The 20,329-nt window shown below is 62.7% G+C and carries 19 protein-coding genes and 1 pseudogene; 14 read left to right on the top strand and 6 right to left on the bottom strand.

Annotated elements, in window-relative coordinates; genetic code table 11:
• The first annotated feature begins 42 nt into the window (after positions 1–42).
• Positions 43–960, top strand: coding sequence for a hypothetical protein (locus HWV67_RS17030; RefSeq protein WP_034137099.1), 918 nt, complete (start codon positions 43–45; stop codon positions 958–960).
• A gap of 133 nt (positions 961–1,093) precedes the next feature.
• Here HWV67_RS17030 and HWV67_RS17035 read toward each other — a convergent pair whose 3' ends face one another.
• Positions 1,094–1,360 (bottom strand): YebG family protein, encoded by a 267-nt coding sequence (locus HWV67_RS17035; protein ID WP_034137100.1) that lies wholly within the window; start codon positions 1,358–1,360, stop codon positions 1,094–1,096.
• A 546-nt stretch (positions 1,361–1,906) separates the two neighbouring features.
• On the opposite strand from HWV67_RS17035, the gene HWV67_RS17040 reads away from it, so the two are divergent.
• The 5 genes from HWV67_RS17040 (at position 1,907) to HWV67_RS17060 (ending at position 5,806) form a co-directional block, all read left to right on the top strand.
• Entirely contained in the window at positions 1,907–2,377 is a 471-nt protein-coding gene (locus tag HWV67_RS17040; protein ID WP_095154483.1) for a phosphate-starvation-inducible protein PsiE, read from the top strand.
• 94 nt (positions 2,378–2,471) lie between these two features.
• Positions 2,472–3,413: a fatty acid desaturase gene (locus tag HWV67_RS17045; RefSeq protein ID WP_175652080.1), complete on the top strand. Its 942-nt coding sequence runs from the start codon at positions 2,472–2,474 to the stop codon at positions 3,411–3,413.
• A gap of 14 nt (positions 3,414–3,427) precedes the next feature.
• Positions 3,428–4,231, top strand: coding sequence for a phosphate/phosphite/phosphonate ABC transporter substrate-binding protein (locus tag HWV67_RS17050; RefSeq protein WP_175652081.1), 804 nt, complete (start codon positions 3,428–3,430; stop codon positions 4,229–4,231).
• A 116-nt stretch (positions 4,232–4,347) separates the two neighbouring features.
• Positions 4,348–4,854: a sigma-70 family RNA polymerase sigma factor gene (locus tag HWV67_RS17055; protein WP_110969665.1), complete on the top strand. Its 507-nt coding sequence runs from the start codon at positions 4,348–4,350 to the stop codon at positions 4,852–4,854.
• 1 nt (position 4,855) lies between these two features.
• Entirely contained in the window at positions 4,856–5,806 is a 951-nt protein-coding gene (locus HWV67_RS17060; protein ID WP_175652082.1) for a DUF4880 domain-containing protein, read from the top strand.
• A gap of 72 nt (positions 5,807–5,878) precedes the next feature.
• On the opposite strand, the gene HWV67_RS17065 is transcribed toward HWV67_RS17060, so the two are convergent.
• The gene (locus HWV67_RS17065) at positions 5,879–7,102 is read right to left on the bottom strand and encodes a type II toxin-antitoxin system HipA family toxin (RefSeq protein ID WP_175652083.1); all 1,224 of its coding nucleotides are present in this window, start codon (positions 7,100–7,102) and stop codon (positions 5,879–5,881) included.
• Positions 7,102–7,407 carry a helix-turn-helix domain-containing protein gene (locus tag HWV67_RS17070; RefSeq protein WP_110969667.1) on the bottom strand — a complete coding sequence of 102 codons (306 nt, stop codon included), beginning with the start codon at positions 7,405–7,407 and terminating at the stop codon, positions 7,102–7,104. Before HWV67_RS17070 ends, HWV67_RS17065 begins: the two co-directional genes overlap by 1 nt.
• A gap of 286 nt (positions 7,408–7,693) precedes the next feature.
• Between HWV67_RS17070 and HWV67_RS17075 the strand changes: the two genes are divergently transcribed.
• From HWV67_RS17075 to HWV67_RS17090, 4 genes are all read left to right on the top strand, one after another.
• Positions 7,694–10,279 carry a TonB-dependent receptor gene (locus tag HWV67_RS17075; RefSeq protein WP_256680154.1) on the top strand — a complete coding sequence of 862 codons (2,586 nt, stop codon included), beginning with the start codon at positions 7,694–7,696 and terminating at the stop codon, positions 10,277–10,279.
• A gap of 117 nt (positions 10,280–10,396) precedes the next feature.
• Positions 10,397–11,401 (top strand): ABC transporter substrate-binding protein, encoded by a 1,005-nt coding sequence (locus HWV67_RS17080; protein ID WP_175652084.1) that lies wholly within the window; start codon positions 10,397–10,399, stop codon positions 11,399–11,401.
• A 4-nt stretch (positions 11,402–11,405) separates the two neighbouring features.
• On the top strand, positions 11,406–12,416 hold the full coding sequence (locus HWV67_RS17085) for an ornithine cyclodeaminase family protein (RefSeq protein ID WP_175652085.1): 1,011 nt from the start codon (positions 11,406–11,408) through the stop codon (positions 12,414–12,416).
• A complete protein-coding gene (locus HWV67_RS17090; RefSeq protein WP_175652086.1) occupies positions 12,413–13,879 on the top strand; it encodes an HAL/PAL/TAL family ammonia-lyase in 1,467 nt (488 codons plus the stop codon). Before HWV67_RS17085 ends, HWV67_RS17090 begins: the two co-directional genes overlap by 4 nt.
• On the opposite strand, the gene HWV67_RS17095 is transcribed toward HWV67_RS17090, so the two are convergent.
• Positions 13,876–14,190: a DUF3509 domain-containing protein gene (locus HWV67_RS17095; protein ID WP_095154968.1), complete on the bottom strand. Its 315-nt coding sequence runs from the start codon at positions 14,188–14,190 to the stop codon at positions 13,876–13,878. The genes HWV67_RS17090 and HWV67_RS17095 overlap by 4 nt on opposite strands.
• A gap of 241 nt (positions 14,191–14,431) precedes the next feature.
• On the opposite strand from HWV67_RS17095, the gene HWV67_RS17100 reads away from it, so the two are divergent.
• Positions 14,432–15,535 carry an NADH:flavin oxidoreductase gene (locus tag HWV67_RS17100; RefSeq protein WP_175652087.1) on the top strand — a complete coding sequence of 368 codons (1,104 nt, stop codon included), beginning with the start codon at positions 14,432–14,434 and terminating at the stop codon, positions 15,533–15,535.
• Here the strand turns inward: HWV67_RS17100 and HWV67_RS17105 are convergent.
• Complete coding sequence (locus HWV67_RS17105; protein WP_175652088.1) at positions 15,504–16,721, bottom strand: glycosyltransferase family 4 protein; 1,218 nt, start codon at positions 16,719–16,721, stop codon at positions 15,504–15,506. The two genes, HWV67_RS17100 and HWV67_RS17105, sit on opposite strands and share 32 nt — an antisense overlap.
• A 270-nt stretch (positions 16,722–16,991) precedes the next feature.
• Here HWV67_RS17105 and HWV67_RS32150 point away from each other — a divergent pair.
• Positions 16,992–17,678: pseudogene (locus HWV67_RS32150) on the top strand (PAS domain-containing protein); the annotation flags it as partial.
• A gap of 129 nt (positions 17,679–17,807) precedes the next feature.
• Entirely contained in the window at positions 17,808–18,215 is a 408-nt protein-coding gene (locus HWV67_RS32155) for a methyl-accepting chemotaxis protein (protein ID WP_371929317.1), read from the top strand.
• Positions 18,216–18,263: 48 nt separating this feature from the next.
• Here HWV67_RS32155 and cysZ read toward each other — a convergent pair whose 3' ends face one another.
• Positions 18,264–18,992 carry a sulfate transporter CysZ gene (gene cysZ / locus HWV67_RS17115; protein ID WP_175652090.1) on the bottom strand — a complete coding sequence of 243 codons (729 nt, stop codon included), beginning with the start codon at positions 18,990–18,992 and terminating at the stop codon, positions 18,264–18,266.
• A gap of 338 nt (positions 18,993–19,330) precedes the next feature.
• On the opposite strand from cysZ, the gene trxB reads away from it, so the two are divergent.
• Positions 19,331–20,293 (top strand): thioredoxin-disulfide reductase, encoded by a 963-nt coding sequence (gene trxB / locus HWV67_RS17120; RefSeq protein ID WP_095158575.1) that lies wholly within the window; start codon positions 19,331–19,333, stop codon positions 20,291–20,293.
• Positions 20,294–20,329 lie beyond the last annotated feature (36 nt).

Below are 20,329 nucleotides of genomic sequence, written 5' to 3' on the forward strand. Positions count from 1 at the left end.
TCTGAGCAATGATGCGGAATGGTCGTAGACGAGAGGAAGAACATGGACGAAAGGATCTTGCAGCTAATCGGTGATGCTCAGTTCGAGCGTTGCCTTTATGAAGCTGCGATGTTTAATCTCGAAGACCGCAGGAACAGGCTTCGCTTTCATAACTTCGCCTTTGCTATGCGCGAGCTGGTGGGTCACACGCTGAAGCGCCTGGCTCCAGACGCCGAGGTGAAAAAGTGCATATGGTGGCAGCAGAAGGCAGAAGGCGTTGTCCCGGAGGTAACGCGAGTCGAGCGGTGTGTGTATGCAACGCAGGGCGGGCTTTCCAACCACTACGTGCGAACAAAGCTCCGGTTGGACTTCGCTCAGGAGTTTGAGGAGCTTCGAGATGCCGTAGTCCGTTTGAACGGGTACGTCCACATCACACCAGAAGTTTTCCTCATGGAGGAGGACGACATCGAGCACCTCGCAGTAGAAACAATCGAAGCCGTGGCCGGACTGATGGCCTGCATCCAAGAGTGCAGAGCCGCCGTCGGGGATCGTTTATCGCATGCGATCAATGATGCGACGGTCCAGCAGATTGTTGGGGAAAGTTTGGACGCTGTAGATGAGCTAGCCTCGCACTATTCCCTTGAAGAAATCTATGTGGAATCGCATGAGGTTACCAGTATTACCTCAGAGACTGTACACATCAGGGTAAGCGGTAGCATAGGGGTAACACTGCAGTGGGGATCTAACTCTGATCTCAGAAGAGGCGATGGAGCCGAATTGGATGAGTCGTTCGATTACACCTGCGAATTGACCTGCGAAGCGGCAAATCCAAATCCTGAGGCGCTAGAGTTCGTCGAAGACTCTTTGATGGTAGACACGGGCGACTGGCACGATCAAGAGGAGGATTGGATCGACTCTGCGGCGAGTACATCCGAAGACCATGAAACTCTCGATGCATCGGGCATTCGATCGGACTTCTAGGCTCAGTAGTTTAAGCACCGTCCCGTCCATAGCTATCCATTATCAAGGGCGATTATGGAGCCGAAAGCGGGACGTTCAAGCATGCTGATTCCGCCATGCATCAAATGGGTTGGCTATGTGTTGTGACACCATCTCAGTTGGCGCTATCGTCTTTCCCTGTCAACTGATCCAACGCATTAGCACCACTCTTAAACGCCGACGCAAAGATTGCTCTATTTTTCGCCATAAAAATGCTTGCGTCCTCCGCTTGTTTTTCGTCAAGACCTGGTACATTTTTAATGAGAACGGAAGTTAAAATTTCTGCCAATTCAAGCATTTGATCATGTGCATCGGCTAGTTTTCGATCCAAAAAAACCTTCTCCAAATCTCGAGTGCTTCGGTAAAGTACTTCTACTGCCATGATGGCCTCTCAAAAATTAAAGGGCTGCCTACCTGGGGCAATGCCCTGAAAAAAATTCTATCCGATGGATGTTATCTCTACGATCCGTGCTTGTCTTCATATGAACATTGATAACTAGGCATAGGTCCTTTCGAAAATCTATGCACCGCCTTCCTGTATCTGATTTGTCAGTTGGCGTCTAACGCGCTGATTTAAAACAATAAAACAAAGCATTTTGACACTAACTGGACAGGCATTAGGTGTAGAAAACGGCGGACAAGCGCTCCAGGTCGCGGCTGCTGCGGTACACCACTTCGACGGCCATTCATCACCTCACATGCCTTTCGATAATTGAATAATACGAATACTGGGTTTTTATACAGTAATCCGGCAAAGCTGGATAGTGGCATTTTATAGCCCAGATTTTGCAGGTTGATGGAGAGCACGCGTGCCTTGCGGCAATCGGTCGCCTTCTCAAGCGAGGCCGCTGGCCTTTTTACTGCATGCAGGCAAAGCGTCATGTGCTTGTCGCATCCTCCGTCGAAGTCGTACCAAGGAATCCGCATCGTGAACATCAAATGGGCTGACAAACTGCGCAAGGGCCTGCATGGCGCCGCCGACTCGCTGGGCAATCTGTGCGTCGAGTCGTTCCACTACCTGGCCCTGTTCGGCATCGGCGGCATCACCGCCTGGGCTGCGGTGATGACCTTCATCGACATGCTCGGCAAGGGCGGGGTCAGCGTCGACGACATCCTCCTGCTGTTCATCTACCTCGAGCTGGGCGCGATGGTGGGGATCTACTTCAAGACCAACCACATGCCGATCCGCTTCCTGCTGTATGTGGCAATCACCGCGCTGACCCGCCTGCTGATCGGCGACGTCTCGCACCACAAGGCGCCGGATGTCGGGCTGCTGTACCTGTGCGGCGGAATCCTGCTGCTGTCGTTCTCGATCCTGGTGGTGCGTTACGCGTCGTCGCGCTATCCCTCGAGCCGGGTGATCGATGCCAACGGCAAGGAGATCGAGGAAGGGCGCTGAAGGATTCGTGAGGCGCTTATAACCAAACGATCTGCAAGATTTTCTCGTCTCACCCCACAAGCGGAGGTCAGCCCATGATCCAGGACCTCCGCAAATGCCCCATTACCTCGACGACGCCCAGCGCGAAGATGTGTTGCGCCTGCAAGCCAGTTTTCTCGGGCGCAGCGAATGGCCGACCTGGCTGTTGCTGATCGGTGTCTATGCCGGCTGGTTCGCGCTGTTGCTGGCCAGCCCGGTTCTCGGCGTGTGGCCCACCACCGTGCTGCTGGTGCCGCTGCTGGTGCTCTGGCTGTCGCTGCAGCATGAGCTGCTGCACGGCCATCCGACGCGCTTCCTCTGGCTGAACAAACTGATCGGCTACGCGCCGTTCGCGGTCTGGTATCCGTACACCCTGTACCGCGACAGCCACCTGCTGCACCACCGCGATGAAGACCTGACCCTGCCGGGCCGCGACCCGGAAAGCCGCTACCTCAGCCGCCACCATTGGCAGCAGGCGCCACGCCTGGCGCGGGCGCTGCGCTGGCTGGACAAGACCGTGCCGGGGCGGGTGCTCAGTGGTGCACCGCAAGCGCTGTTCGGTCTGGCGCGGGAAGAATTCGCCCGGCTGGCGAAGGGCGATCGGCAGGCGTGGCTGATGTGGCTGACTCACGGCGCCGCCACCCTGCTGATGTTCGCCTTCATCGCCGAATACAGCGCGCTGTCGGTGGCGCACTACGTGTTTTTCGTCAGCGTGCCGGCGTTGTCGGTGGCGATGGTGCGTTCGTTTTATGAACACCGTCCCGCCGAACGGCCGGAGCAGCGCACCGTGCTCAACGAGGCCGGCTGGCCCTGGAGCTGGTTGTTCCTGCACCTGAACCTGCATTTGGTGCATCACGATCTTCCTGGCTTGCAATGGTATTTCCTGCCGCAGGTCTACCGTCGGCGTCGCGAGCAGTGGCTGGCGCGCAGCGGCGGCTTCCTGGTGCACGGCTATGGCGAGTTGTGGCGCCGCAATGCTTTCAGCCCTATCGACAGCCCTGAACATCCCCACGCCTGAACCGGAGTCCGCCCATGTCCCAGGGGTTTGCCGAATTGTTGATGTACGTCGCGCCGCCACGGGTCTGTGCTGCCAGCGAGGCGTGGTTGCAGCGCACCCTGGCGCTGCTCGGTGCCAGCCGCCTCGACGCGGGCGGGCTGGACCTGCCGGGCCTGTGGCTGTCGCCGCAATTGCTCTTCACCCAGACTTGCGGCTATCCACTGATGACCCTGCTGCGCGGCAAGGTGCAGGTGATTGGCCGACCCGTCTACGAACTGCCCTACAGCGGCGGTGGCGACCATTGCAGCCTGCTGGTGGCCCGGGCGGACGATCCGCGCCGCGAGCTGGCGGCGTTTTTCGACAGCCACGGCCTGATCAACAGCCCCGACTCCAATTCCGGCATGAACCTGCTGCGCTATCGCCTCGTGCCACTGCAACGCGAGGGCCGCTTCTTTTCGACCATCAGCTACACCGGCGGCCATCGCGACAGCCTGCGCGCCTTGCGCGAGCGGCGCGGCGATCTGGCGGCCATCGACAGCGTGACCTGGGGGTACCTCGCCCGTGACCACAGCGAAGAAGTCGCCGGGCTGCGCATCATCGACATCAGCGCGCCAAGCCCGACCCTGCCGTTCATCGGCCCCGCGCACCTCGATCAGGACGCTGCGGCGCTGATCCGCGACGCGCTGAACCAGGCGCTGCAGGACTTGCCGGAAGTCGCCGCGACCCTCGCGATCAGCCGCGTGCTACCGGCGAGCGAGGCGGATTACCAGGTGCTGCTGGGTTACCGCGACGAGGCCGCGAGGCGGGGCTTGGCGCAGATTCACCCCGAAGACGGGTAATTCCATTAGCGAATATAAAAATGCTTTTTAAATATTTTTAAAGAATAAGACCTCCCACTAGCATGGCGTCACCGGACCACCGGACATTTCAAGCAATCCTCCTTCTGGAGCCATTCATGTCCGGTATCGAAAACTCTCACAGCGATTACGTGGGCGGCCTGTTCCGCAGTCATTACCAGTGGCTGTGCCTTCGTTTGCGCCGGCATCTGGGCGACAGCGGCGCGGAAGACATCGCCGCCGACACCTTCGTGCAGTTGCTCAGCGCGCCGGGTGTGGAACCGATCCGCCAGCCACGGGCGCTGCTCACCACCATCGCCCAGCGCCTGATGTACCAACTCTGGCGCCGCCGCGACCTGGAGCGGGCCTACCTTGAGGCCCTGCACCTTGATGACGAAGCGCAGGCGCCGTCGCCGGAAGAACTGACGCAAATGATCGAGGCCCTGCAGATCATCGACGGCCTGCTCGACGGCCTGCCGGCCAAGGTCAAGGCGACCTTCCTGCTGTCTCAGGTCAACGGCCTGACGTACCCGGAAATTTCCGCGCAACTGGGCATCTCGCAACGCTCGGTGAGCGACTACATGGCCAAGGCCATCCACCGTTGTCTCAAGGCCAGCCTGGAGTGATATGAGCGCTGAACAGGACCACCTGATCGAACAGGCCACCCGCTGGATCGTGCTGCTGCGCTCGGGACATGCCAGCGACGCGGAGCGCCTGGCCTTCCAGGCCTGGCGCGCCCGCGACCCGCGTCACGAAGAACTGTGCCTGCGCCTCGAACGCACCCTCGGGGTGTTTCAGGTGCCGGTCGCCCAGGGCATCGACGGCAGCGTGCTGCAACGCGCGCTGAATGCGCCGTCGAGCCGACGCAAAGTGCTGCAACGGGCGTTGCTGGGGGCCGGGCTGATGATCGGTGGCGGCCTGACCCTCAGTTCCGGGTTGCCGTCACTGGATAGCCTGAGCGCGGATATCTCCACCGGCATCGGCCAGCGCCAGACCGTGCAACTGGACGACGGCAGCGAACTGGTACTCAACGCACAGAGCGCTGCCGATGTGCGCTTCGACGAACAGCGCCGGCTGCTCAAATGGCGCGGCGGCGAGGGCCTGGTGCGGGTCGTCAACGACCGCCGGCCGTTTATCGTCCAGACCGACGCTGGCGACCTGTTCGCCCGTGCCGCGCAGGTGTTGGTGCGCGAGCGCGGCGCGCAATGCCGGGTTGGCGCGCTGGATGCGCCGGTGCAGATCGTCACCCGCGGCGGCGATCGACTACAGCTCCAGGCCGGACAGGAAGTCAGCTTCGACCGCTACCGTTTCGGCGTCGTCGAGGCCGTTCGCAACGGCGACAGCGCCTGGGTCAACGGCTTGCTAGAAGTACGCGACAGCCCGCTCAGCGAGGTGATCGAAGCATTGCGGCCTTACCGCCACGGCGTCCTGCGCCTCGACCCGGCGATCGCCGGGCTGCGGGTCAGCGGACTCTATCGACTGGACCAGAGCGATGTGGTGCTGGAAGCGCTGAGCCGGACCTTGCCGATTCGGGTAGCGCGGCGTAGTGATTATTGGGTGACGTTGGTTCCGGCATAAATCAAATCGCCAAGGTACAGTTTTTGCTCCCGCTGAGCCCGCGTAAGACTGCCAAAGACAATGTCGGTAAATTCACTTTTCCAGTTTCTCGGCGCCCATTGCCGCGATTGCCAATTGCAACTCGGCCGCCTGCAACTGCTCGTGATAATGCTGTTTCAACTCTGGAGCCCAACCAGCAACTTCATCAATCACGGCTGTAGCCACAGCCTCAGTCAAGCCGAAGTGACCGACCTGGCTCAGCAGGTTGCGCCGTGATAGTTCATGCCCATAGCGACCGATACCCATCGCCAACCTGGAAGGCGCCTGCCCTTCAGTCGTGGGCACCACGTCGTACAGGGGAGAAAGACGCCAGCCGCCATTTGTGAATATCACGGCTGTGTTTTTCGGGTGATCGTCGTCGTTGCCCACCAGAATGTTGAAGCAGATGCGTTTGAACAACTCCTGCCGGTCCCCTTCGGGGATGTTGCGCCTGGTCATTTCGTCTACGAGATAGCCGTAGTGCCATTCTCTTGGCCAGGCCGATGGCGTGTTCCAGTCACTATCCAGTAGTGTCAGCCCGCTGATCATGGGGATGCGAAGGAACCGGCCGTCCGCCGCCGGCTCGCGGTCAAACCGGTCCACCAGCAGTGTATTGACGCGACTACGGTGCAGCGTCACGCCAGCGGTATTCAAACCTTTTCGGGCAGCGAATGACATGCAGGCGTATTCAAGTGCCGGAATGTCATAGGCATCGTGACGGTCTCTCGGTTTGGCCAGAATCAGCCGTCCTTCGTGAAGCAGCGTACATTTCGGACGTGCACCGCCGAGCGAAGAGCGCTGCTGCAGCGTCGCTCTGGTGGCTTTGTCTGCTCCGGGCGGGAACCCTCCCTGTATTCCATCGGCAAACTGTATGAAGTCGTCGAGTTGGGTGAGGTTCGCCAGTCCTGCCTGGCCCACACCTTCCGGAGCGACGCGTGCTGTCCCCATCATCAGGCTGCCGGTTCGATCGTGGTTCGGTGACTTGAGCAGGAAACCCACTGCATCGAGTTCGCCGTCGAATTCCCGGATTGCCAGCCGTTCTCCCCAGCCGTCCGGCGCGGCATCCCTGATGAAGCCTGGTACGCCGCGGTTTTTGGTTAGGTTGCCGTAGGGCTGGGATCGCAGCGGAAAACGGACAGGGTCCGGCACCCAGCCGCCGGCATTGACCCAGGCCGGGCTGTAGACGAATTCGCCGATGCCGTTACGGACTTCCAGGCGGCCCAGTGTGTTGACGTCATCCGAGCCGGGTATTTGCATGTAGATGTAAACGGAAGCCATCAGAAGTCTTCCTCGGAAAATTTCCTGAGACGGACGCGGTGCTCCGTGGCACGCGGAGCAATGGTGGGAACAGCGGGGTCTTGGAAGGCCTCGTCCAGCAGCCCCAGGTGCCAGAGGGCTGTCATGTAGCTGCGTATCTCGACGCTTGGAATGCCGGACTCGATCTTGCCGAGTGTCGTCGTGGACAGGCCTGTTTGAGCGGCAAGGTCTTTTTGGCGAATTTTTCGCTCCAGGCGTCTGGTTTTGACCAGAAGCCCAATCTTTTCGAGCCTGTCAGCGCAGGCCAATGGAAAGATGCTCGTCATAAGAACTCTTTTGAGAATGCTTAATTAATTTAAGGTCGACTATAGCAGCTCTTATGTGTTGGTGATTTTTGCCGGCGCAGCGGCTTCACACCCGGTTCTAAGCCCATAACCAATCGATCTGCAAGATTTCCCCTTCCTGCGCCACACCCTTCCCGTAAGCGCTGCCGAGGGAGCAGCGTCGTTTGATTCCGTGGGGGGAATCGTTGTGCGCAAGAGCAAAGACAAGATCCAACGCAACACGACATCCGCAACCGGTGCCATCGCGTTCAGCCTGCTGCTGAGCGGCATGGCGTTCGCCGACGAGGCGCGGCAGAACTGGCATATCAACCCCGGCCCGCTGGATGAGGTGCTGTTGAGCATCAGCCGGCAGAGCGGTCAGGTGATTTCCTTTACGCCGGAACTGGGCCGTTATTCTTCGGCGCGGGTCGACGGCAATCTCTCCGCCGAGCAGGCGATCAACGCGGCCCTGCGCGGCACCGGCCTGGAGCTGGAAGTCAGCCCCACCGGCGCGTTCATCATCAAGGGCAATGGCACCGAGCCCGCAGCAACCACCAGCGCCAGCGCTAGCACGGTCGCGCGCAATCAGACTTCCGCGGCCAGTGTGCCGACCCTGGACCGGGTCGTTGCTCTCGGTACCCGGCGCAGTGACGCCACCGCGCTGACCAGCGCCGCGCCGGTGGACGTGATCAACAGCGAAGAGCTGGTGCAGACCGGCGCCACCACCCTGAACCAGGCGCTGTTCCAGTTGCTGCCGTCGTTCAACTTCCCGCAGAACCAGAGCGCCACCCGCGGCCAGAACCCCAAGGGCGCCTCGTTGCGCGGGCTGGCGCCGGACCAGACCCTGGTGCTGGTCAACGGCAAGCGCCGGCATGCCTCGGCGGTGGTGAACATTTCCAGCGGCGTGCCGTTCATTGGCGCCCAGCCGGTGGATCTGGACATGATCCCGATCAGCGCCATCGACCACGTCGAAGTGCTGCGCGACGGCGCCTCGGCGCAGTACGGCTCCGACGCGGTGGCCGGGGTGGTCAACATCGTGCTCAAGGAGCGCGACACGGGCGGGCAGATCAACACTCAGGTCGGCCAGTACGGCCAGGGCGACGGTTTCAACAAGAGCGCCGATGGCTGGTACGGCATCGGTCTGCCGGGCGATGGTTTCCTGACCCTGAGCTTCAACGGCGTCAACAGTAAACCCACCGATATCGGTGACAGATACGTCGCCGACGGCAAGCTGCAGGACCCGCGCTGGGGTGGTGCCGGCCGCGACAAATACAACCTCGCGGCGAACGCCGAGGTCGGTCTGAACGACCAATGGCGGCTGTACAGCTTCGCCACCTTCGGTCAGGACAAATCGATCAACAACACGCCGCCGTTGCTGGCGTCCAACCCCAACAACGTCGCGTCGATCTACCCCAACGGGACCATTCCGAAATACCGCTTCCGCTACGAAGATTCCTCGCTGACGGTGGGTTCGCGCTTTGAGGACGATGTCATCGGCCGCCTCGATATCAGCGCCACCTACGGCCGCGACAAACACGACGAGCTGGCCTTCGACACGGTCAACCCGAGCTACGGCGCCAGCAGCCCGACCAAGTTCGATGTCGCCACCCTGATCAACGAACAGACCAACGTCGGCATCGACTACACCAAGGACCTGCCGGTGGCCTGGTCGGACAACCCGCTGACGGTGTCCGCCGGCGTTGCCTACCGCCACGAAGAGTACACCCTGGAGGCGGGCGACTACGACTCCTATTCCTACGGCGGCATCGACGGTGTGCAGGTCGGCGCGGTGCAGGCGTCCGGGCTGACGCCGGATGACGCAGGGGTCTACAAGCGTGATGTCGGCGGTGTGTACTTCGGCCTGGAAAACCAGCTCACCGAGAAATTCCAGGTGGGTATTGCCGGGCGTACCGAACACTATTCGGACTTCGGCTCGGCCACCACCGGCAAGCTCTCGGCGCGTTACGAACTGACTCCGCAAGTGGGCCTGCGGGCCACGGTCAACAGCGCCTACCGCGCGCCAACCCTGGGCCAGATCGGCACGTCCTGGACCACCACCACCAACGTCGACGTCAACGGCAACCCGGTGCTGACCCGCATGCTGCCGGTGGACCACCCGGCCGCCCAGGCGCTGGGCGCCGAGGCACTGAAACCGGAGAAATCCACCAACTACTCGCTGGGCGTGGTGTTCCGGCCGAGCGAGCAGGCTTCGCTGACCATCGACGCCTACCAGATCACCATCCGCGACCGCCTGCTCTACAGCGGCGGCATCTCCGGGCCGGATGCCGAGCGCATCCTCGCCGCCGCCGGCTACGGCCAGTACAGCTGGGCGCAGTTCATGACCAACGCGGCCAACACCCGGACCCGCGGCGTCGACATCGTCGGCAAGTACAACCTCGACCTCAAACAGTTCGGCAGCCTGGCGCTGTCGGCCGGCTTCACCAAGGCGCGGACCACCATCGAGTCGGTCAATGCCAGCCCTTACGGCTTCGACATCCTGACCCGCGAGGCCCGTGGCTTCCTTGAACACGGTTACCCGGAAAGCAAGCTGGTGCTCGGCGCGGTGCATCGCTACGGCCCGTGGACGGTGAGCCTGTCCGAGACCCGCTACGGTGAGTACCGCAAATACGCGGCCTCGGCGACCAACGCCCAGTACGACCAGACCTTCTCGGCGCAGTGGAACACCGACCTGGACGTGAACTACGCGTTCACCAAGCAACTGAAACTCTCGGTGGGCGCCAACAACCTGTTCAACAGCAAGCCGGACGACTTCAACCTCCGCCTGCGCCAGACGCCGGGGCAGCAGTACAGCTACCTCGCGCCGTCGGCGCCGGAGGGGGCGTTCTACTACACCAAGCTCACTTACGACTTCTGATCCGAGGCAGCGCTGCAGCCTTCGCGAGCAAGCTCGCGCCTACAGGGGACGACCGTGTAGGCGCGAGCTTGCTCGCGAAGGGCCGCAACGCGGTCCCTCCGTGTACCGAGGCACACCATGAAACCACTGAAAACCCTCCTGGCCGGCTCGCTGCTGACCCTGTCCCTGCTCACCCACGCCGCCGACAAACCGCAGCCCATCCACTTCGGCGACATCACCTGGGAAAGCGGCAGCCTGATCACCGAGATCCTCCGTACCCTGGTGGAAAAGGGCTACGGCTACACCACCGACACACTGCCGGGCAGCACCGTCAGCCTTGAAGCGGCGCTGGCGAAAAACGATATCCAGGTCATTGGCGAAGAATGGGCCGGGCGCAGTCCGGCCTGGGTCAGGGCCGAAGCCGAAGGCAAGGTGTTCGGCCTCGGCGACACGGTCAAGGGCGCTACCGAAGGCTGGTGGGTGCCGGAATTTGTCATCAAGGGCGACCCCGAGCGCGGCCTCGCGCCGCTGGCACCGGAGCTGAAATCGGTGGCCGACCTGCCGCGCTACGCCCACGTCTTCAAAGACCCGGAATCCCCCGACAAGGGCCGCTTCCTCAACAGCCCCACCGGCTGGACCTCGGAAATCGTCAACAGCCAGAAACTCAAGGCCTACGGGCTCAGCGACAGCTACGTCAACTTCCGCACTGGCTCCGGCGCGGCGCTGGATGCCGAGGTCGGCGCATCGATCCGCCGTGGCAAGCCGGTGCTGTTCTACTACTGGTCGCCGACGCCGCTGCTGGGCCGCTACAAGCTGGTGAAGCTGGAAGAACCGCCGTTCGACGCCGAGGCCTGGAAAACCCTGTCCGACACCAACAACCCCAGCCCGCGCGGCACCCGCTCGATGCCGGCGCGCCTGGCGATCGGCGTGTCCGCGCCGTTCCGCACGCAGTACCCGGAGCTGGTGGCGTTCTTCGAGAAAGTCGATTTGCCCATCGACCTGCTCAACCAGACCCTCGGCCAGATGGCGGAAAAGCGTCTGCAACCCAAGGCCGTGGCCCAGGCGTTCTTGCGCGACCACCCCGACGTGTGGCGTGCCTGGCTGCCGGCGGATGTGGCGGCGAAGGTGAGCGGGAGCCTGTGATTGCATGAGCACACGACCGATCTACATCGACTTCCTCAACGGCCTCGACGTGGCCGAGTTGAACCTGAACAACGATGAAATCCTCGCCGCCGTCGAAGCTGGCCTTGTCCTTCAGGGGCAGGGCGCGGCAGTGATAGAACCGCGCACCCACCTGATTCCGGGCGGCGCCATCAATGGTCATTTCAACGTGCTGCGCGGCGTGCTCGGCGGTGATATCGGCCGTGCCGGGGTCAAGGTGGTGGGCGATTTCGTCGACAACTACCAGCAAGGGCTGCCCTCGGAACTGGCCATCCTCAACCTGCTGGACCCGGCCACCGGCGTGCCCCAGGCGATTCTCGACGCCTCGGCGATCACCGACATGCGCACCGGCGCGCTGACCGCCATCGGCGCCCGGCACCTGGCCAATCCACGCAGCAAGGTGCTGGCGCACATCGGCGCGCGTGGCACGGCGTACTGGAATGTGCGGCTGCTGGATCACCTGTTCGACTTCGACGAAATCCGCGTGCACTCGCGCCGGGTCGAGAGCCGCGAAGCCTTCGCCGAACGCCTGCGCCGCGACCTGGGCAAGCCGGTGATCGTCACCGAAGACTGGGAAAGCACCGTGCGCGATGCCGATATCGTGGTCGAAGCCTCGCGCCTGCAACAACCCGAGCCGCTACTGAGTACGGAGTGGATCAAGCCCGGCGCCTTTGTCGTGCCCTACGGCACCATGAGCGCGGTGGAGCTGTCGCTGACCGACATCATGGACAAGCTGGTGGTTGACGACTGGGGCCAGTGCAAGGGCGGCCAGTTCGGTTCGCTGCGGGCGCATGTCGAGGCCGGCAAGCTCAGCGAGCAGACCTTGCATGCCGAGCTTGGGCAGATCGTCGCCGGGCTGAAAACCGGTCGTGAGCACCCGCAGGAAACCATCTTGTTCTGGCACCGCGGCCTGAGCCTGAGCGATATCGCCCTCGGCCATGCACTGCTGGAAAAGGCCCGTCGGCTGGGTATCGGCCAGCGGCTGCGCTTTGCATGAGCGCGCTGGAACTGGGGGTTGATGGCCTCGCGCTGCCTCAGTTGCTGGCGCTGGTGGACGATGACGTCCCGCTGCAACTGAGCAGCGCGGCGCGCGGACGCATCGAGGCCGGACATCGCCTGTTGCGTGAGCTGATCGCCGCCGGTGAATCGATCTACGGTGTGACCACCGGGCTTGGTGCAGCGGTGGATCAGGCGCAAGCGCTGGACGATATGGCGTTCCAGCAACGCATCGCCGCAGGCCGGGCGGTGGGTGTCGGGCGCCTGGCGCAGCGGCGCGAGGTGCGGGCGATCATCTGCGCCCGCTTGGCCGGGCTGGTCCAGGGCCGTTCCGGTATTTCCCTGACCAGCGCCGAGCGCCTGCTTGATCTGCTCAACCATGGCATCCATCCCGAAGTGCCTTTGCTCGGTTCCCTGGGCGAAAGTGATCTGGCGCCATTGGCCCATCTGACCCTGGCGTTGCAGGGGCAGGGCTGGGTCGAATACCGCAGTGAGCGGCTGGCGGCGGATGAGGCCCTGCGCCGTGCCGGGCTGAGTCCGATCGTGCCGCGGGACAAGGACGGTCTGGCGCTGGTCTCGGCCAATGCGGCGAGCATCGGCCTTGGCGCCTTGTTGGTGATCGAGGCGGAGCGTGTGCTGGCGCGGCAACTGGCGGCGCTGGCGTTGTCTTGCGAAGGCTACCGCGCCAGCCTCGCGCCGTTTCAGCCTCGGGCGGCGGGTCTGCGTCCGGCGCCGGGGCAAGTCGAGGCGGCGGCCGAGTTGCTCGGATTGCTGGCGGGCAGCGACTTGAACGATTCGTCGCATGCGCGGCGCTTGCAGGACCCGTTGAGTTTCCGCTGTTCGACCATCGTCCTCGGCGCCGCCCGGCACGCCTGGACCTATGCCCGCGACATGCTGGAAATCGAGCTGGCCAGCGGCGCGGACAATCCGGCGCTGGTGGACGAAAGCCGGCAGGTGCTGGTGACCGCCAACTTCGACAGCACGCACCTGGCTCTGGCCTTTGAAGGACTGGGACTGGCGTTAAGTCGGGTGGCGGTGGCGAGTGCGGAGCGCATGGCCAAGCTGCTGTCGCCGGCGTCCAGTGACCTGCCGCGTTCGCTCAGCCCGCGTCCGGGGCGCGTCGGGCTGGCGGCGTTGCAGCGCACGGCGGCGGCATTGGTGGCGGAGATCAGCCATCTGGCCAACCCGATTCCGGCCATCAGCGTGCCGGTGGCTGACCGCGTGGAGGATTATGCCGGGCAGGCGCTGGCGGTGATCGAAAAGACCCGCGCGCTGCTGCAACGGCTGGAATGGCTGACCCGCATCGAAGCGGTGATTGCCGCGCAGGCGGTGGACCTGCGCGGCGAAATTCGTTTGGGCGAAGGCGTGCGCCGGGTGTACGAACAGGTCCGCAGTCGCGTGCCGTTCGTCGATGAGGACCGGGCCGTAGAGGTGGCAGGCGACGAATGGTGGTCGCCCGATTAATGCCGGGTGGCGCTGGTGCCCCAGCGATTGTCACGCCGGCTGTGGCGTGCACCTTCTTCGGTCATGGCCGCGAGGATGTCCATGGCGCTGTGGCCCTGCTCGATGGCGATGCCGAAACGCACGCTGTCGATCAGCCGATCCAGGCGTTGCGGGTCGTTGCGCTGGGCCGGGCTGATCAGGCGTTTGGCGACCACACCGCCGGTTTCGTTGGACAGCGTCAGCATGATGCTGCCGTCCAGCCGCTCGATACTCAGGTTGACCCGGTACTGCGCCGAAAAGGCGGCGCTGATCTGCTGAAAGGGATTGTGCATGGTGCTCACCTGACAAATGACGTGCATCGATTGACTGGCCTCAAGGCGGGTAGTTCAGATCAGGTTGCAAGGGTCGGGCCGGGCGGCAGGCTGTTGGGTGTTTATGTTGCGGGCTTATCCATTCAGGCCCTGAAGACCAACACCAGACCTTTACCGCCAAATCACCCAAATCAATAGTACTGGGCCCTCCCTCAAGCCGACCCTATCCTCAAGCGCTCTTGCCACCCCCACGGAGCGCCACATGTCCGCCAACCCGTTGTTCACCCCCTTCCAACTGGGCGCCCTGGAGCTGCCGACCCGCGTGGTCATGGCGCCGATGACCCGCACCTTCTGCCCCGGCGGCGTGCCCCACGCCAAAGTGGTGGATTACTATCGTCGCCGCGCCGCGGCCGGTGTCGGCCTGATCATCACCGAAGGCACCACGGTCGGGCACAAGGCCGCCAATGGCTACCCGAACGTGCCGCGTTTCTACGGTGAAGACGCCCTGGCCGGCTGGAAGAAAGTGGTCGAGGCCGTGCACGCCGAGGGCGGACGCATTGTTCCGCAACTCTGGCACGTGGGCAGCGTGCGCCGCATCGGCACCGAGCCGGACGCCAGCGTGCCGGGCTATGGCCCGAGCGAAAAACTCAAGGATGGCCAGGAAGTGGTCCACGGCATGACCCACCAGGACATCCAGGAGGTCATCGCCGCCTTCGCCCAGGCGGCCCGCGACGCCAAGGCCATCGGCATGGACGGCGTGGAAATCCACGGCGCCCACGGATACCTGATCGACCAGTTCTTCTGGGAAACCAGCAACCGCCGCGACGATGAATACGGCGGCGACCTGGCAGGCCGTTCGCGCTTCGCCATCGAGCTGATCCAGGCCGTGCGTGCCGCCGTCGGCGCGGATTTCCCGATCATCTTCCGCTTCTCGCAGTGGAAGCAGCAGGATTACAGCGCGCGTCTGGTGACCACCCCCGAGGCGCTGGAGGCTTTCCTCAAGCCGCTGTCCGACGCCGGCGTGGATATTTTCCATTGCTCGACGCGGCGCTTCTGGGAGCCGGAGTTCGATGGTTCGCCGCTCAACCTGGCCGGCTGGACCCGCCAGCTCACCGGCAAGCCGACCATCACGGTGGGCAGTGTCGGCCTCGACGGCGAGTTCCTGCAGTTCATGGTGGACACCGACAAAGTCGCGCAGCCGGCCAGCCTGGAAAACTTGCTGCAACGCCTGAACAATCAGGAGTTCGACCTGGTGGCGGTCGGCCGTGCGCTGCTGGTGGACCCGCAGTGGGCGGCCAAGGTGCGCGATGGTCGCGAAGCCGAGATCCTGCCGTTCAGCCGTGAGGCGCTGACGAGCCTGGTTTGACCTGCAAACCGTGGTCGCGGTGAGTCGCCTGCTCGGGATGCAGCGGCTCGCAGGCGTCGCGCAGGTGTCCTTCGAACTGCTCGATGATCGCCGGCCAGCCCTGGCGGCTGGCGTGCTGGCGGGCATTGAGGCGGACTCGGCGCAGGGTTTCGCGGTCTTCCAGCAGCCAGCAGGCCGCGTCGATGAAGCCGGCGGCGTCGCCGGGTATGGCCAGTGCGCCGTTGTGGCCGTGGCGGATATGCTGGCCCGCCGCGGCTTCGTCATACGCGACCACGCCCAACCCTGAGGCCAGGGCCTCCAGCACCACATTGCCGAAGGTCTCGGTCAGGCTCGGGAACAGGAAGATATCCCCCGAGGCATAGTGTTCCGCCAGGTGTTCGCCGCGTTGCGGGCCGCAGAACACGGCATCCGGCAACTGCTCCTGCAACGCCGCCCATTGCGGACCGTCGCCGACGATCACCAGGCGCATGCGCCGCTGTGGATACTTTTGCTGCAACACCTCAAGGGTGCGTCCGAGCATGCCCAGGTTTTTCTCCGCAGCCAGGCGACCGACGTAGAGCAGGGCAATATCATGTTCGCCCAGGCCCCACTGTTCGCGCAGGGCCGGGTTGCGCCGCGCCGGGTTGAACAGGCAGCCGTCGACGCCGCGCGACAGCAGCGTCAGGCGCTCGAAGCCACGGCGTTCCAGGTTCAGGTGCTGGCTCGGGCTGGGCACCAGGGTGCTGTGGGTGCGGTGATGGAACCAGCGCAGGTAATGGGTCAGCGCGCGGGCCAGCAAGCCCAGGCCGTACTGGCTGGAATACTGCTGGAAGTTGGTGTGGAAGCCGCTGACCACGGCAATCCCCAGGCGCCGCGCGGCACGCAGAGCGCTCAGGCCCAGCGGGCCTTCGGTGGCGATGTAGAGCACGTCCGGCCGGTCCCGCCGCCAGCGTCGCAGCAGTTTGTGCATCGACACTTGTCCCCACTGCAGCCCCGGATAACCAGGCAGCGGCCAGCCGCGGCAGAGCAGTTGGTCACTGTCGGCCTGCCCCGGCGGGTCATCGCTCTGCCGCGGGCGCACCAGCTCGACCCGATGACCGCGCTGGCGCAGGCCTTCGCTGAGGCGGCCAAGGGTATTGGCCACGCCGTTGATTTCCGGTGGGAAGGTTTCACTGATCAGGGTGATATGCAGCGGGAGTGTTGTCATGATGGCCAGTCTCCGGCGACCAAATTGCGCCGGTATGACATTCTGGTGACGTATCCGTGACGCCCGATCCCTGGCGTTTCCGGACCGCGAAATATTCCCGGTTTTACTGCTCAAGAATGGCCACCTGTCAGCCGATAAAAGCGACATTCCGAATGACGATTTCGCTCCAGGAGAGCGTTGATGTTCAACAGCAAATTGAAAAAAGAAGTTCTCGAATTACGCGAAGAACTGATGTCCCTGGAACAGGTAAAAGGCAGCCTCGACAGTGAAATGCTGGTGCTTCAACTAGACCCTAACGGGCGCATCGAGTCGGTGAATGGCAACTTCGAAAGAGAGATGCTGTACAACAGTTCGCAACTGATCGGTCGCCATATCGAGGAGATCGTTCCCGATCACGTCAAGCCGCTGGATTTCTACCAGCGCATGCGTCACGCCCTCAACCGTGCTGAACACCTCAACGGCGCCTTCCGCCTGCTGCGTGGCAATGGCGAGGAAGCCTGGTTGCGTTCGATCCTGCAGCCGGTGAAGAACAGTGAAGGCCGCATCAAGTACTTCACCCTGCACTCCAGCGACCTGACCCGCACCATCGAAAGCTCCCGCGAGCACGAAAGCCTGATCAAGGCGCTGATGCGCTCGACTGCGGTGATCGAGTTCAACCTCAATGGCGAAGTGCTCAGCGCCAACGACCGTTTCCTGCGCACCATGGGTTACACCCTTGAGCAAGTGCGCGGCAAACATCACCGTATGTTCTGTGAGCCGGAGGAATACAACTCCGCTACTTACCAGGCATTCTGGGACAAGCTGCGTCGCGGCGAATTCGTCGCCGAGCGCTTCAAGCGCATCGATGCCCATGGGCGTACCGTATGGCTGGAAGCCTCGTACAACCCGATCATCGACGCCCATGACGTGCTCTACAAAGTGGTCAAGTTCGCCACCGTGATCACTGAACAGGTCAACCAGGAAGCTGCGGTCGCCAAGGCGGCCGACATTGCCTACAGCAACTCGATCGCCACCGACGAGAGCGCACGCCGTGCCACGGAAGTAGTGACCCAGACCGTCGAAGTGATGCGCGGCCTGGAAACCTACATGCAGGACGCCGCCAGCGGCATCGAAGCGCTGGACAAGCAGTCGCAGATCATCGGTTCGATCATCAAGACCATCAGCGACATCGCCGGCCAGACCAACCTGCTGGCGCTCAACGCCGCCATCGAAGCGGCCCGCGCCGGTGAGCAAGGCCGTGGCTTTGCGGTGGTCGCCGACGAAGTCCGCCAACTGGCCTCGCGCACCAGCAGCGCTACCGAGGAAATTGCCCGGGTGGTACAGCAGAACGAGCAACTGGCCAAGGCTGCCGTGGACATCATCGACAGCAGCAAGCGCCAGGCCGAACAGGGCCTGGCCCTGGCCGGGCAGACCGGTACGGTGATCGTCGAGATTCAGGACGGTGCGCAGAAGGTGGTGAATGCGGTAGGACAGTTCTCCAACCAGCTCAAGTAAGGGCGGGAGAACGATGGCCGGTGCGCAAGGCACCGGCCATGGACGGGATCAGGTGCGCTCGCGCACCCAGAACAGCGTGGCGCCCGCCACCGCTGCCGGCATCATCAGGATGTTGACGAACGGCACCATCAGCGCCAGATAAGTAATCCCGCCAAACCCCAACGATTGCCAGCGCTTCTGCCGCAGCCAGGCGAGCATGTCTTGCCAGCTCATCTTGTTGTTGTCCGCCGGGTAGTCGATGTACTGGATCGCCATCATCCAGATCCCGAACAGCAGCCACAGCGGCGCGGCAACGATGTTCACCACCGGAATAAACGACAGAATGAACAGCCCCAGCGCCCGCGGCACGAAGTAGCCGAGCTTGCGCATTTCGCGGCCCAGGGTGCGTGGCACCATGGCGGTCAGTTCGCCCCAACTGAAGGGCGGGAATTCATCCTTGCCACGCAGCACCACTTCGACCTTCTCCGCGAGGAAGCCGTTGAAGGGCGCGGCGATGATGTTTGCCAGCAAGGTGAAGGTGAAGAACACCATCAATGCCACCAGCACCACGAACAATGGCCACAGCACATAGCTGAGAAAGCTCAGCCAGTGTGGCAGGGTGGGCATCAGCGCATCGACCCAGAGGCTGAACTGATGGCCGGCGAGGTAGATCAGGCCGACGAACAGCAGCAGGTTGATCGCCAACGGCAGCAGCACGAACGCCCGCAATCCGGGGCTCAGGACCAGTTTCAGGCCCTCGCGCAGGTACTGTGGGCCGGAAAGGACAGGGGCTTGCATATAAGGCTCCGAGCGATGGAAAACGCGCCGACCTTACCGAGTTTGCCGACGCGACGAAAGCCGTCCGGGGGCGGCGCAACGGGCTGTAACAAATCCTCGGGAAAGTCGCCAATAGGAAATGAACCACGCGATGAAGGGGAATATAGATCAAGTCTATAAGGTGGATTGTTTAAGGATATTTCCTTAATCTTTGCCCCCTCGCTACAGTGCGCACATTGGTTTTCAGGACCTGCAGCCATAAGCCTTCCCCAAGTGCTTTGCAGGTTCTTTTTTATTTCCGCCGGTGATTCCGGCGTAACGGGGCCGGCAATGCATCGCCGGCCTGACAGGAGCGTGTCATGTCTGAAGTACGTCATTCGCGGGTCATCATCCTCGGTTCCGGCCCTGCCGGTTATAGCGCTGCTGTCTATGCCGCCCGTGCCAACCTCAAGCCGCTGCTGATCACCGGCATGCAGGCTGGCGGTCAGCTGACCACCACCACCGAAGTCGACAACTGGCCGGGCGACCCCCATGGCCTGACTGGCCCGGCGCTGATGCAACGCATGCAGGAACACGCCGAGCGTTTCGAGACCGAAATCGTCTTCGACCACATCAATGAAGTCGCGCTGCAGCAGAAGCCGTTCACCCTCAAGGGCGACAGCGGCACCTACACCTGCGACGCACTGATCATCGCCACCGGCGCCAGCGCGCGTTACCTGGGCCTGCCTTCGGAAGAGACCTTCATGGGCAAAGGCGTTTCCGCCTGCGCGACCTGTGACGGCTTCTTCTACCGCAACAAGCCGGTTGCCGTGGTCGGTGGCGGTAACACCGCTGTCGAAGAGGCGCTGTACCTGGCCAACATCGCCAGCAAAGTGACCCTGATCCACCGTCGCGAGACCTTCCGCGCCGAGAAGATCCTGATCGACAAGCTTCACGCCCGGGTTGCCGAAGGCAAGATCGAGCTCAAGCTCAACGCGACCCTGGACGAAGTGCTGGGCGACAACATGGGTGTCACCGGCGCGCGCCTGAAGAACAACGACGGCAGCTTCGACGAGATCAAGGTTGACGGCGTGTTCATCGCCATTGGCCATACCCCGAACACCTCGCTGTTCGAAGGTCAGCTTGAGCTGAAAGACGGCTACATGGTTGTTGCCGGCGGCCGTGAAGGCAACGCCACCGCCACCAACATCGAGGGCGTGTTCGCCGCTGGCGACGTGGCCGACCACGTTTACCGCCAGGCGATCACCTCGGCCGGTGCCGGCTGCATGGCCGCGCTGGATGTCGAGCGCTACCTGGATGGTCTGCAGAACGCTTCGTTCTGATCTAAAAAAAACCGCGAAGGGCCGGATGGCGCTTCG

This window comes from Pseudomonas sp. Marseille-P9899 (assembly GCF_903166565.1).
Lineage (GTDB): Bacteria > Pseudomonadota > Gammaproteobacteria > Pseudomonadales > Pseudomonadaceae > Aquipseudomonas > Aquipseudomonas huaxiensis.